This window comes from Bradyrhizobium sp. LeoB3 (genome assembly GCF_055456055.1).
Genome location: NZ_JBVBEF010000048.1, coordinates 45,398 through 66,865 on the forward strand (window position 1 = coordinate 45,398; position 21,468 = coordinate 66,865).

Annotated in this window: 20 protein-coding genes, 1 tRNA gene and 2 pseudogenes; 20 read left to right on the forward strand and 3 right to left on the reverse strand. The window is 62.2% G+C overall.

The features are described from left to right. Positions 1-117: 117 nt before the first annotated feature. From ACZXDY_RS26700 to ACZXDY_RS26740, 9 genes and pseudogenes are all read left to right on the forward strand, one after another. Entirely contained in the window at positions 118-996 is an 879-nt protein-coding gene (locus tag ACZXDY_RS26700) for an IclR family transcriptional regulator (RefSeq protein WP_464347562.1), read from the forward strand. Between the two features lie 45 nt (positions 997-1,041). Then, a complete protein-coding gene (locus ACZXDY_RS26705) occupies positions 1,042-2,238 on the forward strand; it encodes a CaiB/BaiF CoA transferase family protein (protein WP_464347563.1) in 1,197 nt (398 codons plus the stop codon). 80 nt (positions 2,239-2,318) lie between these two features. Continuing rightward, positions 2,319-3,296, forward strand: coding sequence for a Bug family tripartite tricarboxylate transporter substrate binding protein (locus tag ACZXDY_RS26710; RefSeq protein WP_464347564.1), 978 nt, complete (start codon positions 2,319-2,321; stop codon positions 3,294-3,296). A 460-nt stretch (positions 3,297-3,756) separates the two neighbouring features. Further along, positions 3,757-4,224, forward strand: coding sequence for a copper chaperone PCu(A)C (locus ACZXDY_RS26715; protein ID WP_464347565.1), 468 nt, complete (start codon positions 3,757-3,759; stop codon positions 4,222-4,224). 187 nt (positions 4,225-4,411) lie between these two features. Then, positions 4,412-6,124, forward strand: a complete 1,713-nt coding sequence (locus tag ACZXDY_RS26720; protein WP_433994507.1) for a PQQ-dependent dehydrogenase, methanol/ethanol family — start codon at positions 4,412-4,414, stop codon at positions 6,122-6,124. Positions 6,125-6,256: 132 nt separating this feature from the next. Continuing rightward, positions 6,257-6,745 (forward strand): c-type cytochrome, encoded by a 489-nt coding sequence (locus ACZXDY_RS26725; protein ID WP_464347575.1) that lies wholly within the window; start codon positions 6,257-6,259, stop codon positions 6,743-6,745. Next, positions 6,742-7,389 carry a hypothetical protein gene (locus ACZXDY_RS26730; RefSeq protein ID WP_464347566.1) on the forward strand — a complete coding sequence of 216 codons (648 nt, stop codon included), beginning with the start codon at positions 6,742-6,744 and terminating at the stop codon, positions 7,387-7,389. The genes ACZXDY_RS26725 and ACZXDY_RS26730 overlap by 4 nt, the downstream gene beginning before the upstream one ends. Positions 7,390-7,434: 45 nt before the next feature. Then, positions 7,435-7,543, forward strand: a pseudogene (locus ACZXDY_RS26735) (SDR family oxidoreductase); the annotation flags it as partial. A gap of 20 nt (positions 7,544-7,563) precedes the next feature. Then, positions 7,564-8,172, forward strand: coding sequence for a hypothetical protein (locus ACZXDY_RS26740; protein WP_028164415.1), 609 nt, complete (start codon positions 7,564-7,566; stop codon positions 8,170-8,172). An 81-nt stretch (positions 8,173-8,253) separates the two neighbouring features. On the opposite strand, the pseudogene ACZXDY_RS26745 reads toward ACZXDY_RS26740, so the two are convergent. Beyond that, a pseudogene (locus ACZXDY_RS26745) lies at positions 8,254-8,370 on the reverse strand (winged helix-turn-helix domain-containing protein); the annotation flags it as partial. A gap of 263 nt (positions 8,371-8,633) precedes the next feature. Between ACZXDY_RS26745 and ACZXDY_RS26750 the strand changes: the two are divergent. The 3 genes from ACZXDY_RS26750 to ACZXDY_RS26760 all read left to right on the forward strand — a co-directional run bounded on the left by ACZXDY_RS26750 (position 8,634) and on the right by ACZXDY_RS26760 (position 13,066). Next, complete coding sequence (locus ACZXDY_RS26750) at positions 8,634-8,825, forward strand: hypothetical protein (protein ID WP_464347567.1); 192 nt, start codon at positions 8,634-8,636, stop codon at positions 8,823-8,825. 968 nt (positions 8,826-9,793) lie between these two features. Then, complete coding sequence (locus tag ACZXDY_RS26755) at positions 9,794-11,395, forward strand: calcium-binding protein (protein WP_464347568.1); 1,602 nt, start codon at positions 9,794-9,796, stop codon at positions 11,393-11,395. 1,227 nt (positions 11,396-12,622) lie between these two features. Continuing rightward, positions 12,623-13,066, forward strand: a complete 444-nt coding sequence (locus ACZXDY_RS26760) for a universal stress protein (RefSeq protein ID WP_028164419.1) — start codon at positions 12,623-12,625, stop codon at positions 13,064-13,066. A 183-nt stretch (positions 13,067-13,249) separates the two neighbouring features. Here the strand turns inward: ACZXDY_RS26760 and ACZXDY_RS26765 are convergent. After that, positions 13,250-13,324: transfer RNA gene (locus tag ACZXDY_RS26765), tRNA-Thr, on the reverse strand. 293 nt (positions 13,325-13,617) lie between these two features. On the opposite strand from ACZXDY_RS26765, the gene ACZXDY_RS26770 reads away from it, so the two are divergent. The 5 genes from ACZXDY_RS26770 to ACZXDY_RS26790 all read left to right on the forward strand — a co-directional run bounded on the left by ACZXDY_RS26770 (position 13,618) and on the right by ACZXDY_RS26790 (position 17,622). Then, entirely contained in the window at positions 13,618-13,815 is a 198-nt protein-coding gene (locus ACZXDY_RS26770) for a hypothetical protein (protein ID WP_464347569.1), read from the forward strand. Between the two features lie 62 nt (positions 13,816-13,877). Continuing rightward, positions 13,878-15,563 (forward strand): FAD-dependent oxidoreductase, encoded by a 1,686-nt coding sequence (locus ACZXDY_RS26775; RefSeq protein ID WP_464347570.1) that lies wholly within the window; start codon positions 13,878-13,880, stop codon positions 15,561-15,563. Positions 15,564-15,573: 10 nt separating this feature from the next. Beyond that, positions 15,574-15,882, forward strand: a complete 309-nt coding sequence (locus ACZXDY_RS26780) for a UBP-type zinc finger domain-containing protein (protein WP_464347571.1) — start codon at positions 15,574-15,576, stop codon at positions 15,880-15,882. A 304-nt stretch (positions 15,883-16,186) separates the two neighbouring features. After that, a complete protein-coding gene (locus tag ACZXDY_RS26785; protein WP_456640758.1) occupies positions 16,187-16,699 on the forward strand; it encodes a hypothetical protein in 513 nt (170 codons plus the stop codon). A gap of 98 nt (positions 16,700-16,797) precedes the next feature. Beyond that, positions 16,798-17,622 (forward strand): alpha/beta fold hydrolase, encoded by an 825-nt coding sequence (locus ACZXDY_RS26790; RefSeq protein ID WP_028164423.1) that lies wholly within the window; start codon positions 16,798-16,800, stop codon positions 17,620-17,622. A gap of 171 nt (positions 17,623-17,793) precedes the next feature. On the opposite strand, the gene ACZXDY_RS26795 is transcribed toward ACZXDY_RS26790, so the two are convergent. Then, positions 17,794-18,441, reverse strand: a complete 648-nt coding sequence (locus tag ACZXDY_RS26795) for a TetR family transcriptional regulator (protein WP_464347572.1) — start codon at positions 18,439-18,441, stop codon at positions 17,794-17,796. An 88-nt stretch (positions 18,442-18,529) separates the two neighbouring features. On the opposite strand from ACZXDY_RS26795, the gene ACZXDY_RS26800 reads away from it, so the two are divergent. From ACZXDY_RS26800 to ACZXDY_RS26810, 3 genes are all read left to right on the forward strand, one after another. Continuing rightward, on the forward strand, positions 18,530-19,468 hold the full coding sequence (locus ACZXDY_RS26800) for an SDR family oxidoreductase (protein WP_028164425.1): 939 nt from the start codon (positions 18,530-18,532) through the stop codon (positions 19,466-19,468). A gap of 88 nt (positions 19,469-19,556) precedes the next feature. After that, complete coding sequence (gene murA, locus ACZXDY_RS26805; RefSeq protein ID WP_464347573.1) at positions 19,557-20,846, forward strand: UDP-N-acetylglucosamine 1-carboxyvinyltransferase; 1,290 nt, start codon at positions 19,557-19,559, stop codon at positions 20,844-20,846. 42 nt (positions 20,847-20,888) lie between these two features. Next, complete coding sequence (locus ACZXDY_RS26810; RefSeq protein ID WP_028164427.1) at positions 20,889-21,332, forward strand: DUF2948 family protein; 444 nt, start codon at positions 20,889-20,891, stop codon at positions 21,330-21,332. Positions 21,333-21,468: the final 136 nt, after the last annotated feature.

The following is a 21,468-nucleotide window of genomic DNA, read 5'->3' on the forward strand; positions in this document are numbered from 1 at the left end:
GCCCTGTGTAGGCATTAAAATCAATAGCTTATCAGATGATTGTCCAAATAGTGGACGGATGCTAGGTAAAGCCGGTAATATATGGACAAAAATTCTGATCTGGTCTAGCAGAGCCACATGGCCCTTTCCGCGACCCGCGAACCGACCTTCATTCCGTCTCCCTCCGCGGAGGCGGTGCTGGCTGAAAGCGCGGGCGACGCCGCTTTCGCCACGACGCTGGCAAAGGGGCTGGTGGTGCTCGAAGCCTTCGATGCGCAGGCGAGCTTGCTTGGCAACATGGAGCTTTCGGCCCGCACGGGGATTCCGCGGCCGACGGTTGCGAGACTGACGCATACGCTCGCCGAGCTCGGCTATCTCCGTTACGACCAGGATCTCGCGAAATACTGTCTCGGCGCGCGGGCGCTGCGCATGGCTCATCCGCTGCTCGCGGGCATGCAATTTCGCCAGGTGGCGCGGCCGTTGATGCAGGAATTGGCGGAAAGCGTACGCGGCACCGTCTCGATCGGACTGCTCGACGGAACGGCGATGGTCTATGTCGAAACCGCAAGATCAGGCGATGTCGGGCCGCACGTTCCAGACATCGGCATGCCCATTCCGGTCGTCAGCACAGCGATGGGACGCGCTGCGGCCGCGACACTGCCTGCAGCCGACTCCGCGCTGCTGGAGCGGCATATCAAAACCGATAACGCGGACGCATGGTCCACGCATCGCGACAAGTATCGCGCCGGAATTCAGCAGTGCGCGGATCACGGCTTCTGCACCTGCTACGGCGAATACATGCCGTCGATTCATGCGGTCGCCGCGCCGCTGTTTCATGCGCGGCGATTGAAGCAGTCGTTTGCCATCAATTGTGGAATCCCTGCGTTCCGGCTGCAGCCCGGACAGCTCGAATCCGAGATCGGCCCGCGCATCAGTGCTCTTGCCGTCAGCATCCGCTCGCTCGTCAACGAGGCCGAGCCGACCATCGAGCAGCCCAAGAAGAAGGTCACGAAATGATCCGCAAAATGGCCGTTGTAGCCGAAGCGAGCGGCGGATCATGAGATGGCCGGACCGCTCGAGGGATTGAAGGTTCTCGACATCGCCACCATCATCGCCGCGCCGCTGGCCGCTACCCTGCTGGCCGACTATGGCGCCGAGGTCCTCAAGATCGAAATGCCGGGGCAGGGCGATGGGCTCAGGTCGTTCCCGCCGCTGAAGGACGGCAAGCCCTTGTGGTGGAAGGCGGCGAACCGCAACAAGAAATTCGCGACGCTGGATCTTCGCACCCTCGAAGGGCTTGCGCTGTTCAAGCAGATGCTGCCGCGCTTCGACGTGCTGATCGAGAATTTTCGTCCGGGCACGCTCGATCGCTGGGGCCTCTCGAAGGAGATGCTGTGGTCGATCCAGCCTCGCCTGGTCATTCTGCGCGCGACGGCTTTCGGACAGGACGGGCCCCATAGCGATAGACCCGGCTTCGCCCGGATCTTCGAGGCAATCGGCGGGCTGACCTACATCACGGGCGAGGCCGATGGCGAGCCCACGCATCCCGGCTACCCGATCGGGGACTCCGTCGGCGGCCTGTTCGGCGCGGTCGGCGTGCTCGCGGCGTTGTGGAAGCGGGCGCGGGACCCGAATGCTCCCGGCGAAGAGATCGATCTCGCATTGACCGAAGCGGTGTTCCGGTTGCTCGATGTCCTTCCCATCGAGTTCGACCAGCTTGGTTTCGTGCGCAGCCGGATCGGCAATGCCAACGGCTATTCCGCGCCGGCGGCGGTGTTTCGTACCAAGGACGTTCGCTGGGTTACGCTCGCAGGTTCGACCAATGCGCTCTACGCGGCGAACTGCCGCGCGATCGGACGGCCCGACCTGATCGAGGATCCGCGCTTTTCCGGCAATGAGCGGCGCGTAAAGCATGCGGGCGAGCTCAACGAGATCTTCGCGGCGTGGTGCGCCGAACACACGCTCGATGAGGTGCTCGCAAAATTCACGGCCGCGCAGGGCACCATCGCGCCGATCTATTCGATCGATCAGATCGCGGCGGACCCGCAAGCCAAGGCGCGCGAGATGATTGCCCGCGTTCCCGATCGCGACTTCGGCTCGGTAGCGATGGCGAACGTCGTTCCGCGCTTTGCCGCCGATCCCGCGCAATTGCGTCATTCCGCCGGCGACGTCGGGCAGGACAATCGCGAGGTCTATCGGGACTGGCTCGGCCTTTCGGAGCAGCAGATCGAACGGCTCACTCAGAAGAAGGTGATCTGACGGCCGGCCATGCACCGGCGCGGTTCCGCGGAGACAACAAGAAAAGCGATGCGGACGTGCAACAACGAAAGGGAGGCATCATGAACGTCACACGCCGAACTCTGCTGAGCAGCGTCGCGGCCAGCTTCGCTGCAGGCTGCGGTTCCCGGGCGTTCGCACAGGGCGCCTGGCCTTCGCGTCTTGTGCGGTTTGTATCGCCGTACGGGGCAGGCGGCGCCAACGACATCTCGCTGCGCATCCTGACGGAGCAGCTCGAGCGTCAGCTCGGACAGCAATGCATCGTCGAGAACAGGCCGGGCGCCGGCACGCGCCTTGCCAACGAAGCGGTCGCGCGCGCCACGCCTGATGGCTACACCTTTCTTTACGCCGCGGCGCCCTATGCGACGGCCGAGGCGCTGTTCGGAAAACTGGGCTATGACCGCAAGGACCTGCAGCCGGTGGCGATGGCGGTCATCGCGCCGCTGTTCCTGATCATCGGTGCGGAGGCGCCGTTCAACAACCTGCAGGAGCTGATCGCCTACGGCAAGCAGCAGCCCAACGGGCTTACCTTCCCTTCTCCGGGCGCCGGCTCCCAACCTCATCTGGCGGCCGAGTTGTTGTTCAGGGATGCAGGCGTCAAGGGCCTCAACGTTCCCTTCCGCGGCGATGCGATGTCTTACACGGAATTGCTGGCCGGCCGCGTCGATGCCACGTTGACCGCGATCAGCACGGCCTTGCCCTATATCCAGAGCGGCAAGTTCCGCGTGCTGGGTGTGGCGTCAGTCGATCGCAGCCCGATCTATCCGGACGCTCCCACCTTGCGTGAGCAAGGTCTGCCCAACGTGATCGCGGCCGGCTGGTACGGCTTCATGGCGCCGGCGGCCACGCCGCGCTCCATCGTCGATCGTCTGCAGGATAAGATCGTCCGCATCCTTGCCGATCCCGACGTGAAGCAAAAGCTGTTCGCCCAGGGGCTGGAAGTCCGCGGCAGCACGGCCGCGGAGTTCGGCGCGTTCATCGACGCGGAAACGAGCAAATGGGGCCAGTTGATCCGCGACGCCGGCCTCAAAGGAGAATGAGGATCACAACGCTTTTGCCGGCCACGGCTGTTGCGGTGCAATGAAGTCTTCGAGTGATTTGAGCAAAGCTTAACCGACACGTACTGGGTCGCTTCAGGGCCATCATGGCCCACTTGGAATCCAATGTACCAGCGCGCTTGCACCGCGCTGGTTGAGCACTCACGAACACCTGGCTCGCGCGCGGGCGCGACCATGCCTTGTCTCTGTGCGCATCATTGGAATGAAAAGCATGAAGCGCATCATTCATTGGAATCCTTTTCCAGACGTCGGTCCTCTCATCGCCATATTTTGGGATGATTTGTGTTTGCAACGAGCGTAACGTCGCTCGCTAAGAAAAAAGAATGATCTTGGGAGGAATGCGCCGATGAGTCGGACGAAGCATTTCGTTTGGGCGTCCATCACCTGTCGCTCGCTGCCGACAGGGCATGCGCAGGATCACGCTTCCGCCAGGACCTAGCCGATGATCGCCATAGCGACATCGCTGTCCCGTAGATCGGGAATTATTGCGATTGGGCTGGTTGCCGTGGGAACTTGGCTGACACCCGGGGCCGCCGCGGCGGATATTGCGCTGCAGGTGACCAACGCCCGCGTGCCCGTATCCGAAGAGATCGGCATCAATCTCCCGCTACTGATGACGATCAGGAACGATGCGGCCGAGCCCGACGCGATATTGCGGGTCCGCTGTCCGTTCGCGAACTTCTCCGAAAAGCACACCGTTGATCGTGGCGAGGGCGCGCCGGCCATGCGCGAGATCAAGTCGATTCCGATTCCGGAAAACAACACCACCGAGCTCAAGCGCGACGGATATCACGTGATGCTGCTGCAGACGCGGCAGAAGCTTGTCGACGGCGAGAAGTTCACATGCGCCGTCGTCTTCCAAAAAGCCGGAACCAAGGAAACGGAGGTGGAGGTTTCACGAACGCCGTGATCGCGACAACGGGCAAGGTGAGCCCGGTGAATGAGGCTTCTCGACTGAGCGGTTCGGATGTGCCGGACGCTCGATCCAACATGAACTTGCCAAAGGAGGGCATTTGCTCATGGAGCGATTTTCAGGTCACGCAAGAAGAATCACCAGGCGAGCGGGTCTGCTCGCTGCAGCAGTCGCGGCCGGAGGCATGATGGCGGCATTGCCAGCTTTCGCCGCTGACGAGGTCAACCAGGAACGGCTGCTCAACGTCGACAAGGAACCGGGCAACTGGCTTCATCATCACCAGAACTACTCCGCGCACCGGTTCTCCTCCCTCAAGGAGATCAACCGCGATACCGTCAAGAACCTGAAGGTCGCCTGGACCATGCATCTCGGCGGCATCGAGCCCGGCGGCATCTGGAGCCATGGCGGCCTCGAAGGCACGCCGATCGCCGAAAACGGCTTCCTCTACGTCACCGATGGATGGGGCTCGGTCTACAAGATCGACGCGCATGGCGGCCGCGGCCAGTTGGTCTGGAAGATGGATCCCAAGACCGACCGCGACTGGGCCGGTGCCGTCGCCTGCTGCGGCGTCGACAACCGCGGCGTCGCTTTGTGGGGCAATCTCGTCATTTCCCACACGCTGGACGGCCGGCTGATCGCGACCAACAAGGAGACCGGTCAGGTCGCCTGGCAACGCACCGTCGCCGATCCTGATAAGGGCGAGGTCATCACCGGCGCGCCCCTGATCGTCAAGAACATGGCGATAACAGGTGTGGCCGGCGCGGAATACGGCATCCGCGGCTGGATCGCCGCGACCGATCTCAACACCCAAAAGGAACTCTGGCGCACGCACACGATTCCGGGCAAAGGCGAGCCGGGCAGCGATACCTGGAAGGACAGCAACAACGCGGCCGCCGCCGGCGGCGGTTCGACCTGGGTGACCGGCAGCTACGATCCGTCGACCGACACCATCATCTGGGGCGTCGGCAATCCGGGACCGGACTGGGACAACGAGTATCGGCCGGGCGACAATCTCTACACCGACAGCTCGCTGGCCCTCGATGCCAACACCGGCAAAATCAAGTGGCACTATCAGCACACGCCGAACGACCCTTACGACTATGACAGCGTGGCGGAGAATGTGCTGGTCGATATCCCCGGACCCAGCGGACCGCGTAAGCTCGCGCTCGAGGCCGACCGCAACGGCTTCGCCTATGCGATCGATCGCACCACCGGCAAGTTCATTTGGGGCCTTCCGTTCGTCAAGAAGGTCACATGGACCAAGGGGCTCGATGCCGAGACCGGCAAGCCGATCGAGTACGATCCGAACAAGCCGGTGCAGACTTACATTGCCTCGGTGACGCCGAGCCGCACCAACATGGAAACCGACATCTGCCCCGGCAACATGGGCGGCAAGAACTGGCCGCCGACCGCCTACAATCCGGACCTGAAGCTCTGGTACATCCCTGTCATCGAGAGCTGCAACCGGATCAAGGTCGAGGTCGCTACGCCCGACAAGCTGAAGCCGCGTGAGTTCTGGACCGGCGGTGGTCCGAGCCAGCCGTTCAAGATCACGGGCAGCGTCACCGCGATCGACGTCACCACCGGCAAGATCGCCGGCAAGATGGAAACGCCGTTCCCCAATCTGGGCGGCATTCTTGCAACCCCTGATCTCGTCTTCAGCGGCCAGCCGTCCGGCGAAGTGATGGCGCTTGATGCCAAGTCGCTGCAGAAGCTCTGGGAGTTCAACACCGGAGGCGGCGTCAACGCACCGCCGATGACCTTCACGGTCGATGGCAAGCAGTATCTCGCCATCCTCGTCGGTCTCGGCGGCGCCTGGGACAAGTGGTTCATCGATTCGACGCCCGAGCTGAAGAAGATCCAGCCGGGATCGATGCTCTACGTGTTCGCGCTCTGACTTTCCAACCATGGAGGGCCCGCAATGTCGGGCCCTCCCGTTTCGTCAACAAGAGACGTCATGATGATCTTCAACGCATCCCCGGCGGCGGCACGCGTGCTGCTTATGAGTGTCGTCGCCCTGACTCTTTCGATGCCAGCCGCAGCTTTCGGTCAGTCGGCGCAGGCGACGGCTTCGGATCCGACCAATGCCGGCAAGGCGGTGTTCAGCAAGGCCAATTGCATGGGTTGCCACAAATGGCACGGCAATGGCGGCGGCGGTTACGGTGGCGATGCGCTGTCGCTGCGCAAGACCGTGCTGACGCGTGAGCAAATCATTGAAACCGTCAGTTGCGGGCGGCCCTCTACAGGCATGCCGTTCTTCGTGCGCGGCGCCTATGATGAGGTGAAGTGTTACGGCATGAACCGCGAGGAGGCAGGCAGCAACATGCCGCCTGAGGCCGGAACCTTCCTGCGGCAGAAGGATATCGAGGCGGTCGCCGACTATGTGCTTGCGCATATCAAAGGCGCCGGCGAGCCGACTTATGCGGAATGCGTCACCTTCTTCTCGAGCACGTCGCGGGTCTGCGACATCTACAAGAAGCAGGATGATGCGACGGCCAGCACGGGGAAGAGCCAGTGACGATCAGGTTGAAACTTTGTGCAATCCTCAGCGTCCTGCTCGCCTGGCAGGCGGTCGCGTTCGCCAATTCTTCGGCCCGGACGGAAGAATTCGGCGGCAATGACCTGCGCGACATCCGCCTCGGCATGGCCGTGAACGAACTCGCGGAATCAGGCTATGTAGACCTCTACTGTGCGACGGATCCAAGACATGCGCTGACCGGCTGGAAAGACTGGCGCGACTGTCCTGCCGGCGCCAGCGGGGCGCGGGCAGTCCGGTTTGGATATGATCCCACGACCAGCCGGGACGGCACGATGGTGGCGGGCCATCCGGCGCTTCTCACCCTGTTGATCGACGATAGCGGGCATGTTTCCGGATTGCTGATCGTCACCGACCCGAAGGCGCGTCTCTATATCCGGAAGAAGGCATTCCTGCTCGGGCTGCAGGCCAAGTCGCGCTATGGCGCCGAGGGCTGGGCCTGCACCGAAGGCCAGCCGGATTCCGGAGACCAGCCGGTGGGCGGCGTCTATCTCAAGGAGCGCTGCACCAAGACCATCAGTGGCCGCTCGCTCGTCGTCGAACGCAACCTGTTCCGCCGGCCCGATCAGGACACCAAGAGCTTCGTCGACGAAACACGGATCAGCATCCTGCGCGCGAAGGATTAGCGCCTACGAGGCAAGGTCGGGTTGCAGGCCCGAGCCCCGAAGTTGACCAAGACCGGTCTCGCCGATATCCAGATATCGTGCGCTGGATTCGATTCCTGGCGGCTGGTGGATGACGGATCAGACCGTTCTCGTCAACGGCGGTCTCATCACGAAGTGGGGCGTCGTGCAATTCCGATGGATGGCTACAATGACCTGCATCAGAGCCATGAGATCTTCGTCCACATCCGTATCATCGTCGGAATGATCCTGGGCATCAGCCTTGCCCGGCTCGTCAGCGGTGTAACGCGGTTCATTCAGCACCCCGGCAAGGAGAGGATCAACCTCCTCCATATTGGATGGGCTATCTTCCTGTTCCTCGCCATCATCCACTTCTGGTGGTTCGAATTCGCGCTGTCCAGGATCGAGCGGTGGACGTTCGAGAGCTATTTTCTCATCATCTGCTACGCGGTGGTGTTCGTGATGCTGTCCGCGATGATCTTTCCGGATAACATCGGTGAACATGAGGGGCTGAAGGAGTATTTCTGGGATCGCAGGAGGGTATTCTACGTTCTCGTTTTGATTCTATTTTCGATCGATGTTTTCGACACGCTCCTGAAAGGCGCGAACTACTACAAGCAATTCTACGGCTGGTATTATCCGGTGAGGCAGAGCCTGCTGATCGGCGGGACAATAGGGGCGCTGCTTTCGGCTTCCGAACGGTACCACGTCTCGTTCGTCGCCTCTGCGCTGGCAATCCAGATTATCTGGGTCGTGAGTTTGTTCGACGTGATGGGTCCGAACTGAGCCGGTCGACGCGGCGGCATGGCGCACCGCGGCTGTTCGGATCGCTCTACGTCGCACGCAATAGGTATCAACTCCTCTGTGAGTCAGGATCATCTTCGGCGAGAAGGGATCAGCCTCCAGTTCGCGTCGCAAGCGCTTCACCTGAACATCAATGCGTCGATCAAAGACGTCATCGCTTGCGTGCGCTGGTGCGGAGATCTACATCCGCGTAGCGGGGCCGCGCATGACGATCTTCAGAATGTCATCCGGCAGCGGCCGCTTCAGCGCTTGGCTTCGTCCTATCGTGTGCACGGCCCGATATCGCGCTTCGCGTTTATACCCGAAAAGGTAGGTTAAAAAGGCACATCCCTGGAACTACCATTCGGCGCCGAACCCTAGCGCATTTTTCCGGAGCCCCCTGAAGGTCCCGTCGCCCCGGCCAGGGCCGTTCTGTGAACCTCGCACGAAAAGGTAGGGCAATCGTGCTGTCCAACAAGGTGCTGACACATATCTATCGCGGCCGCGATCAAGCGCGGAAGGGCCAAGGTTGCCGCGTGCTGGTCCGCGGCAACAAGAACCGGTGCCTCGTTGAGTTCATCGACGGATTCCGGTTGATGACGAACCGCAACACGCTTCGAACGATCAAGCCGGCGAAGTCAGGGCGGCTCCGCTGAGCGCAAGGGCGCAGCACCGCCGAAGCGGCCACCCCTGCCGAACTGCTTCACCTTTGCGCACGCGAATGCCGTAGTTTTCCGGGGAAGAACGGGAGCCGCCGCGGTGTTAGCACTGTCAAAGAAACCGGCGCCCGGTACATTTTCAGCGTCTCAAGCATTTCCCGATCCGGTCCGCGAAGCTCATCCAATCAATTGCTCGTTTCGATCCGTATTCAAGAGATTATCTCGAGGGATCATGGGACGCCGTTGGTCTGACCTGGACGTCGACGATCTCAAGCGAATGGCGCGTCGCGATTACCCCGCACAGAGCATCGCGCGGATGCTGCATCGATCTCCGAGTGGCGTCATCGCAAAGGCGCACGAGCTGAAGATCTCCCTTCAGTCGCATCACCGGCTGCTTCCTCGCGGATTCAAGCGCCCCCGGCCACGCGGGTTTCCGCTCACCTGAGCCGCAGCGCCATCCCTGACGTTGCGAAGGAACTCGGTTCCGTGGCGAAGCGCGGTCGCGAAGACGAGGGGGAACCGCTCCAGTCTGACGACTCCGGATATATTGTCGCACCACACGGCGCGAATTAAATGTGATTAGGTGTCGCGCAACTTCTGATTTAATATTTTGTTGTTGGTTGGATTAAATAGGTTCGTTCCTTTCATGGCTGTGAAAAGAGATGCGGATGCTCGACTCAGCAGAGCCGGACCCCAATCCGCTTCGGATCGGCGCAATTTCCTGGCTGCCTGCGGAAAATTGGAAGTGATTATGTTGCCGGCGACTGCGGAAGCCGCAACGGCAAGAGCGACGTAGGAGGAGAATCGAGAGGTCGCCCGTGGCCGCCGAATGCGCGGCCTGAATTTGCGGGCGGGCGCAGCGCATAATCCCGTCATTTAATTGTCATTTATTCCGCATTTTGCGGAATGCGATTTCGTTGCTCGAATTTGGTCGACATCATTATCCAGGTGCCAAGGAGGAAAATATGGCGAATTCCATCAAAAGCCAGGCCGCCCAGCAATTGTTGGGAGCTGAAGGGTTTTTTCAAGATTCCCGGGCCTTCGATTGGCTTTCCCTCATCGATCCCGTCAACAATTTGATCATCGGCACCCGCCACGACGATGTCCTTGCCGCACAGGCTGACGGTGACATTGTGTTTGGCCTTGCCGGCGATGATCATTTGAGCAGCGCATTCAACCGGACCGCGTTGATCGGCGGTCGCGGCGATGACACTTTGACAACCAATGTTGTCGTGCCGCAGGGCGATTTGCACGGACTTGCCATTCAGTTCGGCGGAACGGGCAACGACCACCTCGATGGGACCGTCACTCTTCAGGGTGAGAGCACGCCTCAGAGCACCGAGAAGACCGCAGATGTGCTCCTCGATGGTGGCAGCGGAAACGACGTTATCAACGCCACGGCAAATGTGGCGCCTCGGGTCTTCGAAACTGTAACCGTCAGCACCCACGTGTTCGGCGGAAGCGGCGATGATACCATTCATGCCCTTGCGGATGGCCGCAATGCCTTCGGAGATAGTATCGTCACGAACACCGTCGACGGTGGCTCCGGCGATGACCACATCACGGCTCGTGCCGAAACAGAATTCTCTGGGCTCAACAGCAGCGCCAGCAACGTGCTCTTCGGTGGTGACGGCAACGACGTGCTGGACGCCTCCGCTATCGGACAATCCAATTCCACCGACCTGGTGACAAATGAGCTCCACGGCGGTCGGGGCGACGACATATTGCGCGCTTTCAATCTGACGGACTCAAATAGCAGCACGCCGGTCGGCATCAACCAGCTTTGGGGCGATGACGGCAACGACACCCTAGAGGCGACTCATTCTACCGATGGGGAGAACGCCGTTACGGATCTCACGAATTATCTGGACGGCGGGAGAGGCAATGACACCTTGATTGCGAACTCCACCGCGCTTGGTGAAGCCGTTCGCGCACTCAATCAACTCGAGGGCGGTAGCGGAAACGACAGCCTCACGGCACATCTCGACGCGGTAGCCGGCGGTAGGCTTGGTTCTCCCGGGGGGGAGCTCTACAATGTCGCGAATGTCCTGAATGGCGGGGCCGGAGATGACCAACTCACCGCGTTTCTTTCGGCAACTCCCATTCCCGGGGTTATGGACAACTCTGTTGCCGAGAACCGCCTGGATGGCGGCGCTGGAAATGATGTCCTGACGGCAACTGTTGCGCCAGGTTCGCTCGGATCGAGCTTCCTCAACGGTGGTGCAGGCAACGATCAGCTTACGGTCATTGGCGGGTCAGGAAACGTCCTTGATGGCGGCGATGGCAACGACAGGCTCACGAGCGGCATCGGAAACGACAATATGCTTGGTGAGCGCGGCGCGGATACGTTCGTCTTTGCCGCCCAGAACGGGCATGACACAGCCGATTTCCAAACCGGGCGGGACAAGATCGATCTCACGGCCTTGGCGGCGAACAACATCCACGATTTTGGCGACTTGAATATCCAGGTGACCGGTGGAAACACCGTCATTCACTTTGATGCCAATAATGACGTCACCATCGCGGGCGTTCAGAACCTCAGCGCAAGTGATTTTTGGTTCGCCTAGCTGGTTGGCGCGGTCCATTTTCGGAAAAACGGCCTGCGGGCCATCGCGATGTCTGCTCGTACCTTGATGAGCAGGCATCGCCGGCTCAATCGCAGCCGTGCGCTCGAGCAGGGCGGGAGAATTGCTGGGCGTCCTCATTACCGATGACTGCCAAGGGCGCCGACGGCCAACGATTGCGGAGGCCGGATGCCCGTCCACGTCGAAGAAGCGGCGTGATCGTTGCAAACGCGACCTTGGAAACGCGACCCTTGCAAATTTGTAATCGCGTGAACACCAAGGCGCCATCGGGACGACCAAAAGCCGCCGACGTTTGAGGACTATATGAGGTCCTCCGCCCCACCGGAATTCGCACCGATGTTGTTTCAAGCTGTAATTGTTTGCCTGACGGTCCTCAGCGTTGGCCTTCTCATCGCCCACATGGTCGACGCCCTCAGGACATGAGGTAGCGTCGCTTCGTGCGGCTCAGCCCGCAACCGATATCACGATCGCGCTCCCCAGGGCGCAAAATACGATCAGTCGCAAAAATACGATCAGTCTTGGGCTGGACCGTTTTCGAGCGAAGCATGCCCTCGGGCTTGATCCGAGGGGACACCGGTTTGCATAGCAACCGGCGCTCTAGGGACTTTTTCCGTCGAGAAGGGCGGGTTTCTTCTACTTGAAGACCCGCGGCGAGCGCCGTTACACCAGCTTGCGCTGCTTCTGGCGTGCCCCAAGCCGCTCAAAGCGGTGTCGTTGGTCCGGAGCGGCGCCGCCGCTGCTCCGGACCAACGTGCTGTGATGACGCGTGTGCTTGCCGCGTGGGCAAGACCTCATAGGGAGGCTTGATATGTCGCGTTCAACGCTAGCACTTATTGCTATGATGACGCTTCTCTCGATGGGCTTCGTTCTTTGTCCTCAAGACCCTGCCAATGCTGCCACGTTCTGTGCGCAGTTAAGGGGAGCGAAAGCGGCAGGACAGCCTGACTGCTCATTTTCGACGCTGGATAAGTGTCGCGCGCGCGTCAGGCACAGGGGCGGCGGACACTGCTACAAACTGACCCACTGACCAGACAGCACAAATGCACCACGTATTTGCGAGGACCGCGGCTGGTGCGAGCGGAGCGCCTTCGATAGGGATGCGGTCGGCTTCAACCGACGGCGGGTTTATCCCGTGCGCCCCGATCCGATAGCGCGGATCAAGACGCGCCGACCTTAGGGAAAATGTTCGACGAGCAAGGGAGCCCCCAAATGTACGCCAATATTCTCTTGAGCACGGATGGATCGGATGTCGCGAGAAAAGGCGTTGAGCACGGGATTGCTTTAGCAAAGGCCTTGAATGCCAAAGTGACAGTCATCGCGGTGACGGAGCCTCTGCCGATCGGGAGCGGGCACGGGGGATGGATTCCCGCGCAGGAAATGTTCGATAGCTTTGACGCAGCCTGCAAGGAACGCGCGGGCAAAGCGCTCGATGAAGCGCGAGCCGTGGCGGAGCAGGTCGGGATATCTGCAGAACTCTTGCATGTTCCGAATGCGCACCCAGCCACTGCGATTATCGACACAGCAAAGTCCAGAGGCTGCGACTTGATCGTCATGGCCTCTCATGGGCGTCGCGGCCTCAGGAAGCTATGGTTGGGGAGTCAAACATCGGAGGTCCTGGCGGACGGAAGCGTGCCGGTGTTGGTTGTGCGGTAATAGACATAAATGATGGTGCAGGATGTGGTGAAGCCGGCTCCTTGGCTGGGCTTCGCCGGCAAACCCGATGTCCGCCATGCGGTAACACCGGCAATGCTCTGATCGAGCGGAAGATTTCTGCTATCTTCCGGGCCAAATAATCGCGGAGATGATTCGCTAAGTCATTGATTTGGTCGATTTATCTGGTGCTGCCGGACAGGATTGAACTGTCGACCTCTCCCTTACCAAGGGAGTGCTCTACCACTGAGCTACGGCAGCATGCCCGGGAATAAAGAATCGGCCTGGTTGGCGCCTCCGGGCGCGGCGGTTCTTGCCACAAGCCCCCCTCCGGCGCAAGCGCGGGGACGGGAGGCGGCTCGCAAAAACGCTTCGTCGGTCGAAATTCGGCCAATCCGGCGCGCTTCGGTTCCCCTGGGACGCTCGGGAGTGCGGCTTTGGCCGGTTCATCCTGCCACCGCACGGAAGACCGGGGAGCCCACCTCCCCGATCGACCGGTGCATCTCCCTCGGCGCCTGGTCTATTGTCATGCAAGTTTGAAAGACGGATGCAACATGCAGGACGAGAAGGACAGGCAGGAGCGGCAGAGCGCGATCGCATCGAGCGAATCAAGACAGCATCGCCTCAAGCTCGCGCTGCGCGAAAACCTCAAACGGCGGAAATCGCAGGCGCGCGGGCGTAGCGGTCCTGCATCTTCCGAACCGGCCGAGGGCCGACTAGATGACGCGGGCGGCGGCGAGCCGGATCGCTAGCCGGTCCCAACTGCTGGGCAGGTGGTGCGCCCGTGTTTTGGTAAGAGGAGTGAGTTGCTGAGATGGCTGCAGAAGCGATGGCGAATCCGATCAGCGCGAGGTCCCTCGCGTTTCCGCGGCACGAACAGACTTTTCCGACCCTGACCGAGCATGAGATCGAGCGCATGCGCCGGTTCGGCGAGGTCAGGCACTATAGGGACGGCGAAGCGCTGTTCGAGACCGGCAAGGCGGGACCGGGGATGTTCGTGGTGCTTTCGGGCACGGTCGCGATCACGCAGCGCGATGGCCTCGGCCATGTCACGCCGGTGATTGATCAGGGGCCGGGACAATTCCTGGCCGAGATTGCCCAGCTCTCCGGCCGGCCCGCGCTGGTCGACGGCCATGCCGAAGGCGACGTCGAGACGCTCTTGATTCCGCAGGAAAGATTGCGGGCGCTGTTGGTGGCCGAAGCCGATCTCGGCGAGCGCATCATGCGCGCGCTGATCCTGCGTCGCGTCAACCTGATCCAGGGCGGCGTCGGCGGCCCCGTGCTGATCGGCCCGCCGTCGCTCGGAAAGATCGCGCAGTTGCAGAATTTCCTGGCGCGCAACGGCCAGCCCTATCACGTGGTCGATCCCGCCACCGACAAGGATGCGGCCGACCTGATCGCGCGTTATTCGGCCACGCGCGCCGAACTGCCGCTGGTGGTCTGCCCCAACGGCAACGTGTTGCGTAACCCATCCGAGACTGCGCTTGCGATGGCGATGGGCATGATCGGCGACCACGCCCATGACAAGCTCTATGACGTTGCCGTCGTCGGCAGCGGGCCGGCCGGGCTCGCCACCGCCGTCTACGCAGCGTCCGAAGGCCTGTCGGTCGCGGTGCTCGATTCCCGCGCCTTTGGCGGTCAGGCCGGCGCCAGCGCCCGTATCGAGAATTATCTGGGCTTTCCGACCGGCATTTCCGGCCAGGCGCTTGCCGGCCGCGCCTTCAACCAGGCGCAGAAATTCGGCGCCGATATCCTGATCCCGGTTTCCGTCAGATCGCTCGACTGCTCCAAGCGGGACGGCCTGTTCTCGATCGCGACCGAATGCGGGCACACCTTGCGCGCAAGATCGATCGTGGTGGCGAGCGGGGCCCGCTATCGCCGGCCGAGCATCGAGAACCTCGAGGCCTTCGAGGGCCGCGGCGTCTGGTACTGGGCCTCGCCGATCGAGGCCAAGCTGTGTGCGGGGCAGGACGTGGTGCTGGTCGGCGGCGGCAATTCGGCTGGCCAGGCCGCAGTGTTCCTGTCGGGCCATGTGCGCAAGGTCTACATGATGATCCGCGGCGGCGGCCTCGGGGCCAGCATGTCACGCTATCTGATCGAACGCATCGAGGCGACGCCGAACATCGAACTGATGTTCAACACCGAGATCACAGCGCTGGAAGGCGGCGAGGACGCTACGCTCCAACGCGCGCGCTGGAAGAGCCGCCTGGCACCGGAGCAGCACACGCTCGACGTCAACAACGTGTTCCTGTTCGTCGGCGCCGATCCCGCGACCGGGTGGCTCGAGGGCTGCGGCGTCAAGGTTGACCGCGGAGGCTTTGTGCTCACCGGCCAGAACGGGCCGGGACAAGTGCTGGAAACCACGGTGCCCGGCGTGTTCGCCGTTGGCGATGTCCGCTCCGGATCGGTCAAGCGCGTCGGCGGCGCGATCGGCGAGGGCGCGCAGGTCGTCGCGGCGCTGCACGGCTTCCTCGCCGACAACGCCAATTCCACGGCTTAGGAAAGAGCAGATGTCGATAGGCTGCACCCATATCGCCGGCATCCAGACCGTCACGCCGAGTGCGCTCGGCTGCGAGGAGTGCTTAAAGAGCGGCAGCCAATGGCTGCATTTGCGGATCTGCCGTACCTGCGGCCATGTCGGCTGCTGTGACGATTCCCCCAACAAGCATGCGACCGCGCATTTCCACGCGACCGGCCATCCAATCATCGAAGGCTATGATCCGCCGGAAGGCTGGGGCTGGTGCTATGTCGATCGCGTGCTGTTCGATCTCTCGCAGCGCAAGACGCCGCATAACGGCCCGATCCCGCGCTACTACTGATTCATAGCGCCGTGGGAAACGCGTAACCCGGGACGACTGCATCCGCGTTTACGAGCGGCCCCCGGGGTTACGCTTCGCTTCACTCGGGCTACGGCACTAATACAAATAGTTGGTGATTGCTGTCGGTGTGCTGTCATTTATGACAGGCATGCAAACAGTTTCGGCAAATCCCATACTTTAGTTTATTCGCATCATAATCATCTTATCTTCATCATATAAGTCGGCTTCCGATCCGCGAAGCATGTAGCAATCTCATTTGTTGCATCGTAGTGTTCAGCGCGGTTCTCAATGGGGAGTGCTTCACATGGTCCTGGGTATGAGCTTGGCCACGTTTACGCTTGTTCACGTGGTGATCAGCCTGGTTGCAATCGTCGCTGGTCTTGTCGTGATGTTCGCCCTGCTTGGCTCGAGACAGACGCCGGGGCTCACCGCGGTGTTCCTGCTGTTCACGATCCTCACCAGCGTCACCGGCTTTCTGTTTCCGTTCAAGGAGCTGCTGCCCTCGCATATCTTCGGGATCATTTCGCTGGTCCTGCTCGCGATCGCCTGCATCGCGCTCTATGTCATGAAGCTTTCGGGCGCCTGGCGTCCGATCTACATCGTGACGGCGATGATATCGCTCTATCTCAACGTCTTCGTGCTGGTGGTTCAGTCCTTCCTCAAGATACCCCCGCTGCACGCGTTGGCGCCGAGCGTGCCGCCGGCGCCCCCGTCCGGCCCGGTCTTCGCCGTCGTGCAGGGCATCGTGCTGGTGCTGTTCGTGGTGGCGATCATCGGCATCTGGCGGCGCTTCAGGCCGATGACCTCGTTCGCGTGACTGACATCGCGGTTTGATAATCGCAGGGCGATTTTGAAATCCGGAGCATGCCTCGACCGGTATGTTCCATCGGCTTCACTCGTACGAAAGGCTGCGCGATGCCCACGATCACCACCAAAGACGGCGTCATGATTTTCTACAAGGACTGGGGCAGTGGTCAGCCCATCGTGTTCAGTCACGGTTGGCCGTTGTCATCTGATGACTGGGACACCCAGATGCTGTTCTTCCTCAATCATGGCTTTCGCGTGATCGCGCATGACCGCCGCGGCCACGGCCGGTCGAGCCAGGTGAGCGATGGCCACGACATGGATCACTATGCCGACGACCTCGCGGCGGTGACCGCGCATCTCGATTTGAAGAACGCCGTTCACGTCGGTCATTCCACCGGCGGCGGCGAGGTGGTCCACTATATCGCGCGGCACGGTGAGAGCCGGGTGGCGAAGGCGGCGATCATCAGCGCGGTGCCGCCGTTGATGCTGCAGACCCCGGCCAATCCGGGCGGCCTGCCCAAGGATGTCTTTGACGGGCTGCAGGCGCAACTCGCCGCCAATCGCTCGCAATTCTATCGCGAGCTCGCTGCGGGCCCGTTCTACGGCTACAACCGGCCAGGCGCCAAACCTTCGGAAGCCATCATCCAGAACTGGTGGCGCCAGGGTATGATGGGCGGCGCCAAGGCGCATTACGATGGGATCGTCGCCTTCTCGCAAACCGACTTCACCGAAGACCTGAAGAAGATCAACGTGCCCGTTCTCGTCATGCATGGCGACGACGACCAGATCGTGCCCTATGCCGACGCCGGGCCGCTGTCCGCCAAGCTGTTGAAGAACGGCACGCTGAAGACCTACAAAGGCTTCCCGCACGGCATGCCCACCACGGAAGCTGCCACCATCAACGCCGACCTGCTCGCGTTCATCAAGGGCTGAGCGTCGCTTGTTTCACCTCTCCCCGCTCTTCGCGGGGAGAGGTCGAAATTCAAGCGCAGCTTGAATTTCGGGTGAGGGGCTCTCTCCAAGAACTCATCTCGCTCTGAATTCGCGGAGAGAGCCCCTCATCCCGACCGTCTCCCCGCAAGGGCGGGGAGAAGGAGAGAAGATTCATTCGAACATCGCGCGGATTGCCGCGAACATCCGCCTGGCGAGAAGCTCGGGCGTCTCGCGGGCGCCCTCGGCGGCCCAGAGCTCGCCGCCGACGCGCATCGCGCCGGTAGCGATCATCGCGACCAGCCGCGACTGCATCTTGTCTGTCTTGTTGCCTGTGCGCCTCAGAAGCGCATCGGCCAGCGTTCGCTCGAGCTTTTCATACTTGAGCTGATCGCGCGCCTGCAGCGCCGGGTTGTCCTGCTTCAACCGGGCCAACGCCACCACTTCGGCGGGATCGAGCTGGCCGGCCATTGCGATGATGGCGTTCTCCGCCGCCGCGAGCATGGATTCGCCGGCAGGCCGCGCCGCGACCGCCGCGATCAGGGCCGCGCCGGCTTCCTCCTGCCAGGCGAACACGACGTCTTCCTTGGAGGCGAAATAGTGGAAGAAAGTGCGGCGGGAGATATCAGCGGCGGCGACGATGTCGTCGAGTGTGGTCGCCTCGAAGCCGCGCTCCAGGAACAGCGCCATCGCCGCCCGCGTCAGCTTCTCGCGCGTCTCCTGCCGCTTGCGCGCGCGCAGGCCCGGCGCCGCGCCAGGCGCGGTTTTCTCCTTTGATGACCTGCCCTTAGCCGGTCCGCGCAGGTTCGCCGCTCGCTTCAAAACCTTCACCACTTGCAAATTTGCACCTAGTGCACATTTAGGGGGCGCAGCTGGGAACCACACCCCGATTCGACCAGGAGATATAAGCATGAGCGGCTGGAGCACTGCAGACATTCCACCCCAGACCGGCAAAACCGCCGTGATCACCGGCGCCACCGGCGGGCTCGGCTATGAGACCGCGCTGGCGCTGGCGGGCGCCGGCGCGACCGTGGTGCTGACCGGCCGCAACGACATCAAGGGCAGGCACGCGCTCGAGCGCATCCGCGCCCAATATCCCAATGCCGACGTCAGCTACGAGACGCTCGATCTGGCGAGCCTCGCCTCGGTCGCCGACTTTGCCGGGCGCTTTGCCATCAGCCGTCCTTCGGTCGATCTCCTCATCAACAATGCCGGCGTGATGGCGCTGCCGAAGCGGCGGACGACGCAGGACGGTTTCGAGATGCAGCTCGGCATCAATTATCTCGGCCATTACGCGCTCACCGCGCGCCTGCTGCCGCAGCTTCGCCGCGGCCTTAAGCCCCGGGTCGTCAATCTCTCGAGTCTGGCGCACCGCTCCGGCGCGATCGATTTCGCTGACCTCCAGTCGGAGCGGTCCTACCGCCCGTGGCGCGCCTACTGCCAGTCGAAGCTGGCGATGCTGATATTTGCGCTCGAATTGCAGCGCCGCAGCGACGCTGCCGGCTGGGGCCTGATGAGCAATGCCGCCCATCCCGGCTATGCGCGCACCGACCTCATCCCGAATGGCCCGGGCACGAGGAGCCTATCCTCGTATTTCAGCCGCTTGCTGCAACCCTATGCCAGCCAGTCCGCCGCGGCCGGTGCGTTGCCGACATTATTTGCCGCGACCTCGCCGGCCGCCGAGCCCGGCGGCTATTATGGGCCGAACTGGTTCTACGAGTTGAAGGGCCCGCCGGTCGAGGCGAAGATCATGCCGCAGGCGAAGGATGCCGCGGTCGCGGCGATGCTGTGGGAGGCCTCGGCGACGCTAACCGGGGTCTCCTTCGACCAGTTCGCGGCGGCCGCCTGAAAAGCCCACGGAATTGCCCTAAATTTCAACACTTTTGCGGTAGCCCCTTGCTTCGATAGGTTTTTCGCGGATCAGAGCAAGAGGCAGCATGGATCGCATCCGAATCGTCGGCGGCAACGAGCTCAACGGCACCATCTCGATATCCGGCGCGAAGAATGCCGCGCTGCCTCTGATGATCGCGGCGCTCCTCACAAAGGAGACGCTGATCCTCGACAACGTGCCGCGGCTTGCCGACGTCGCGCAGCTCCAGCGCATCCTCGGCAATCACGGCGTCGACATCATGTCCGCGGGCAAGCGGCCCGGCGACCGCGAGTACCAGGGCCAGACCCTGCACATCTCGGCCGCCGACATCATCGACACCACCGCGCCGTATGACTTGGTGTCGCGGATGCGCGCCAGCTTCTGGGTGATCGCGCCGCTGATTGCGCGCATGCATGAGGCGAGGGTGTCGCTGCCGGGCGGCTGCGCCATCGGCACCCGGCCGGTCGACCTCCTGATCATGGCGCTGGAGAAGCTCGGAGCGGAGATCTCGATCGACGGCGGCTATGTGGTCGCGAAAGCGCCCGGTGGCCTGCGCGGCGCCGACATCGCTTTCCCCAAGGTCACGGTGAGCGGCACCCATGTCGCGCTGATGGCGGCGACGCTTGCCAGGGGGACCAGCGTCATCACCAACGCCGCCTGCGAGCCTGAAATCGCCGATGTCGCCGCCTGCCTGAACAAGATGGGCGGGCGCATCACCGGCGCCGGCACGCCCTGCATCATCGTCGAGGGGGTCGACAGGCTTCATGGCGCGCGCCACACCGTGCTGCCGGATCGCATCGAGGCCGGCACCTATGCGATGGCGGTCGCGATGACCGGCGGCGAGGTGCAGTTGTCCGGCGCACGGCCGGAATTGCTGCAATCGGCGCTCGATGTACTCTGCGAAGCCGGCGCCACCGTCAGCGTCAACAATGACGGTATCCGCATCGGCCGCAACGGCGCCGGCCTTCGCCCGGTCAAGGTCACGACCGCCCCGTTCCCCGGCTTCCCGACCGATCTGCAGGCGCAACTAATGGCGCTGATGACCTGCGCCGACGGCGCGTCCGTCATCACTGAGACGATCTTCGAGAACCGTTTTATGCATGTGCAGGAACTGGCGCGGTTCGGCGCCAGGATCTCGCTCGACGGCGAGACCGCCACGATAAGCGGCACCGACAGATTGCGCGGCGCGCCGGTCATGGCGACGGACCTGCGCGCGTCCGTCTCGCTGGTCATCGCCGGCCTTGCCGCCGAGGGCGAGACCATGGTCAACCGCGTCTACCATCTCGATCGCGGCTTCGAGCGGCTGGAGGAGAAATTGTCGGCCTGCGGCGCGTCGATCGAGCGCATCAGGGACTGATATCGGGGGGAACCGGTTCTGGTCCAGGAGATTGCTTTCGGCATGATACCGCCCGCGCCGCTCAAACTGATCGCACTTGATGCCGACGATCTCGCCGTGATCTCGGCGCATGTGCAGGATGCCCACGTGCAGGCCTCCGACATCGTCTGGCGTCAGGGCGAGAAGCGGCTCGTGGTCGGCATGTCCAGGCTCGACTGGGAGCAGACGCTGTCGGGCGAAACCGCCTCGCGCCGGCTGATCGCGGCGCTGCGCTTCGACCGCGTGCTTGCCTGCAAGTCGCGCAAGATCAACTTGGAGGCGCCGGACGCCACCCTGGAACTGCTCGGCATCGAGTTTCACCAGGGCGCCGCCCCCGGCGGCAGCGCTCTGCTCCTGTTCAGCCAGGGCGCCACGCTCCGGCTCGACGTCGAATGCCTGGAATGCGAATTGACCGACCTCGGCCCCGACGACCTCGGCACCGCGCCGGCAGTCCCGGAGCTGCCGTAGGGTGGGCAAAGCGAAGCGTGCCCACCACCACGAGCGGAATGCTTAATGGTGGGCATGCTTCGCTTTGCCCACCCTTCTGTAACGGGCCTTGCTCAGTCAATCCCTTTTGCGTCATCCACTCGCCGGGGTCTCGCTT

Excerpts from the sequence above, each read along its gene's own strand:
- ACZXDY_RS26770 (WP_464347569.1), top strand. The coding sequence starts at position 13,618 with ATGCAGGACGAGAAGGACAGGCAGGAGCGGCAGAGCGCGATCGCATCG.
- ACZXDY_RS26700 (WP_464347562.1), top strand. The coding sequence starts at position 118 with ATGGCCCTTTCCGCGACCCGCGAACCGACCTTCATTCCGTCTCCCTCC.
- ACZXDY_RS26775 (WP_464347570.1), top strand. The coding sequence starts at position 13,878 with ATGGCTGCAGAAGCGATGGCGAATCCGATCAGCGCGAGGTCCCTCGCG.
- ACZXDY_RS26710 (WP_464347564.1), top strand. The coding sequence starts at position 2,319 with ATGAACGTCACACGCCGAACTCTGCTGAGCAGCGTCGCGGCCAGCTTC.
- murA (WP_464347573.1), top strand. The coding sequence starts at position 19,557 with ATGGATCGCATCCGAATCGTCGGCGGCAACGAGCTCAACGGCACCATC.
- ACZXDY_RS26715 (WP_464347565.1), top strand. The coding sequence starts at position 3,757 with ATGATCGCCATAGCGACATCGCTGTCCCGTAGATCGGGAATTATTGCG.
- ACZXDY_RS26800 (WP_028164425.1), top strand. The coding sequence starts at position 18,530 with ATGAGCGGCTGGAGCACTGCAGACATTCCACCCCAGACCGGCAAAACC.
- ACZXDY_RS26705 (WP_464347563.1), top strand. The coding sequence starts at position 1,042 with ATGGCCGGACCGCTCGAGGGATTGAAGGTTCTCGACATCGCCACCATC.
- ACZXDY_RS26720 (WP_433994507.1), top strand. The coding sequence starts at position 4,412 with ATGATGGCGGCATTGCCAGCTTTCGCCGCTGACGAGGTCAACCAGGAA.
- ACZXDY_RS26755 (WP_464347568.1), top strand. The coding sequence starts at position 9,794 with ATGGCGAATTCCATCAAAAGCCAGGCCGCCCAGCAATTGTTGGGAGCT.
- ACZXDY_RS26810 (WP_028164427.1), top strand. The coding sequence starts at position 20,889 with ATGATACCGCCCGCGCCGCTCAAACTGATCGCACTTGATGCCGACGAT.
- ACZXDY_RS26760 (WP_028164419.1), top strand. The coding sequence starts at position 12,623 with ATGTACGCCAATATTCTCTTGAGCACGGATGGATCGGATGTCGCGAGA.
- ACZXDY_RS26740 (WP_028164415.1), top strand. The coding sequence starts at position 7,564 with ATGGATGGCTACAATGACCTGCATCAGAGCCATGAGATCTTCGTCCAC.
- ACZXDY_RS26785 (WP_456640758.1), top strand. The coding sequence starts at position 16,187 with ATGGTCCTGGGTATGAGCTTGGCCACGTTTACGCTTGTTCACGTGGTG.
- ACZXDY_RS26790 (WP_028164423.1), top strand. The coding sequence starts at position 16,798 with ATGCCCACGATCACCACCAAAGACGGCGTCATGATTTTCTACAAGGAC.
- ACZXDY_RS26725 (WP_464347575.1), top strand. The coding sequence starts at position 6,257 with ATGCCAGCCGCAGCTTTCGGTCAGTCGGCGCAGGCGACGGCTTCGGAT.
- ACZXDY_RS26780 (WP_464347571.1), top strand. The coding sequence starts at position 15,574 with ATGTCGATAGGCTGCACCCATATCGCCGGCATCCAGACCGTCACGCCG.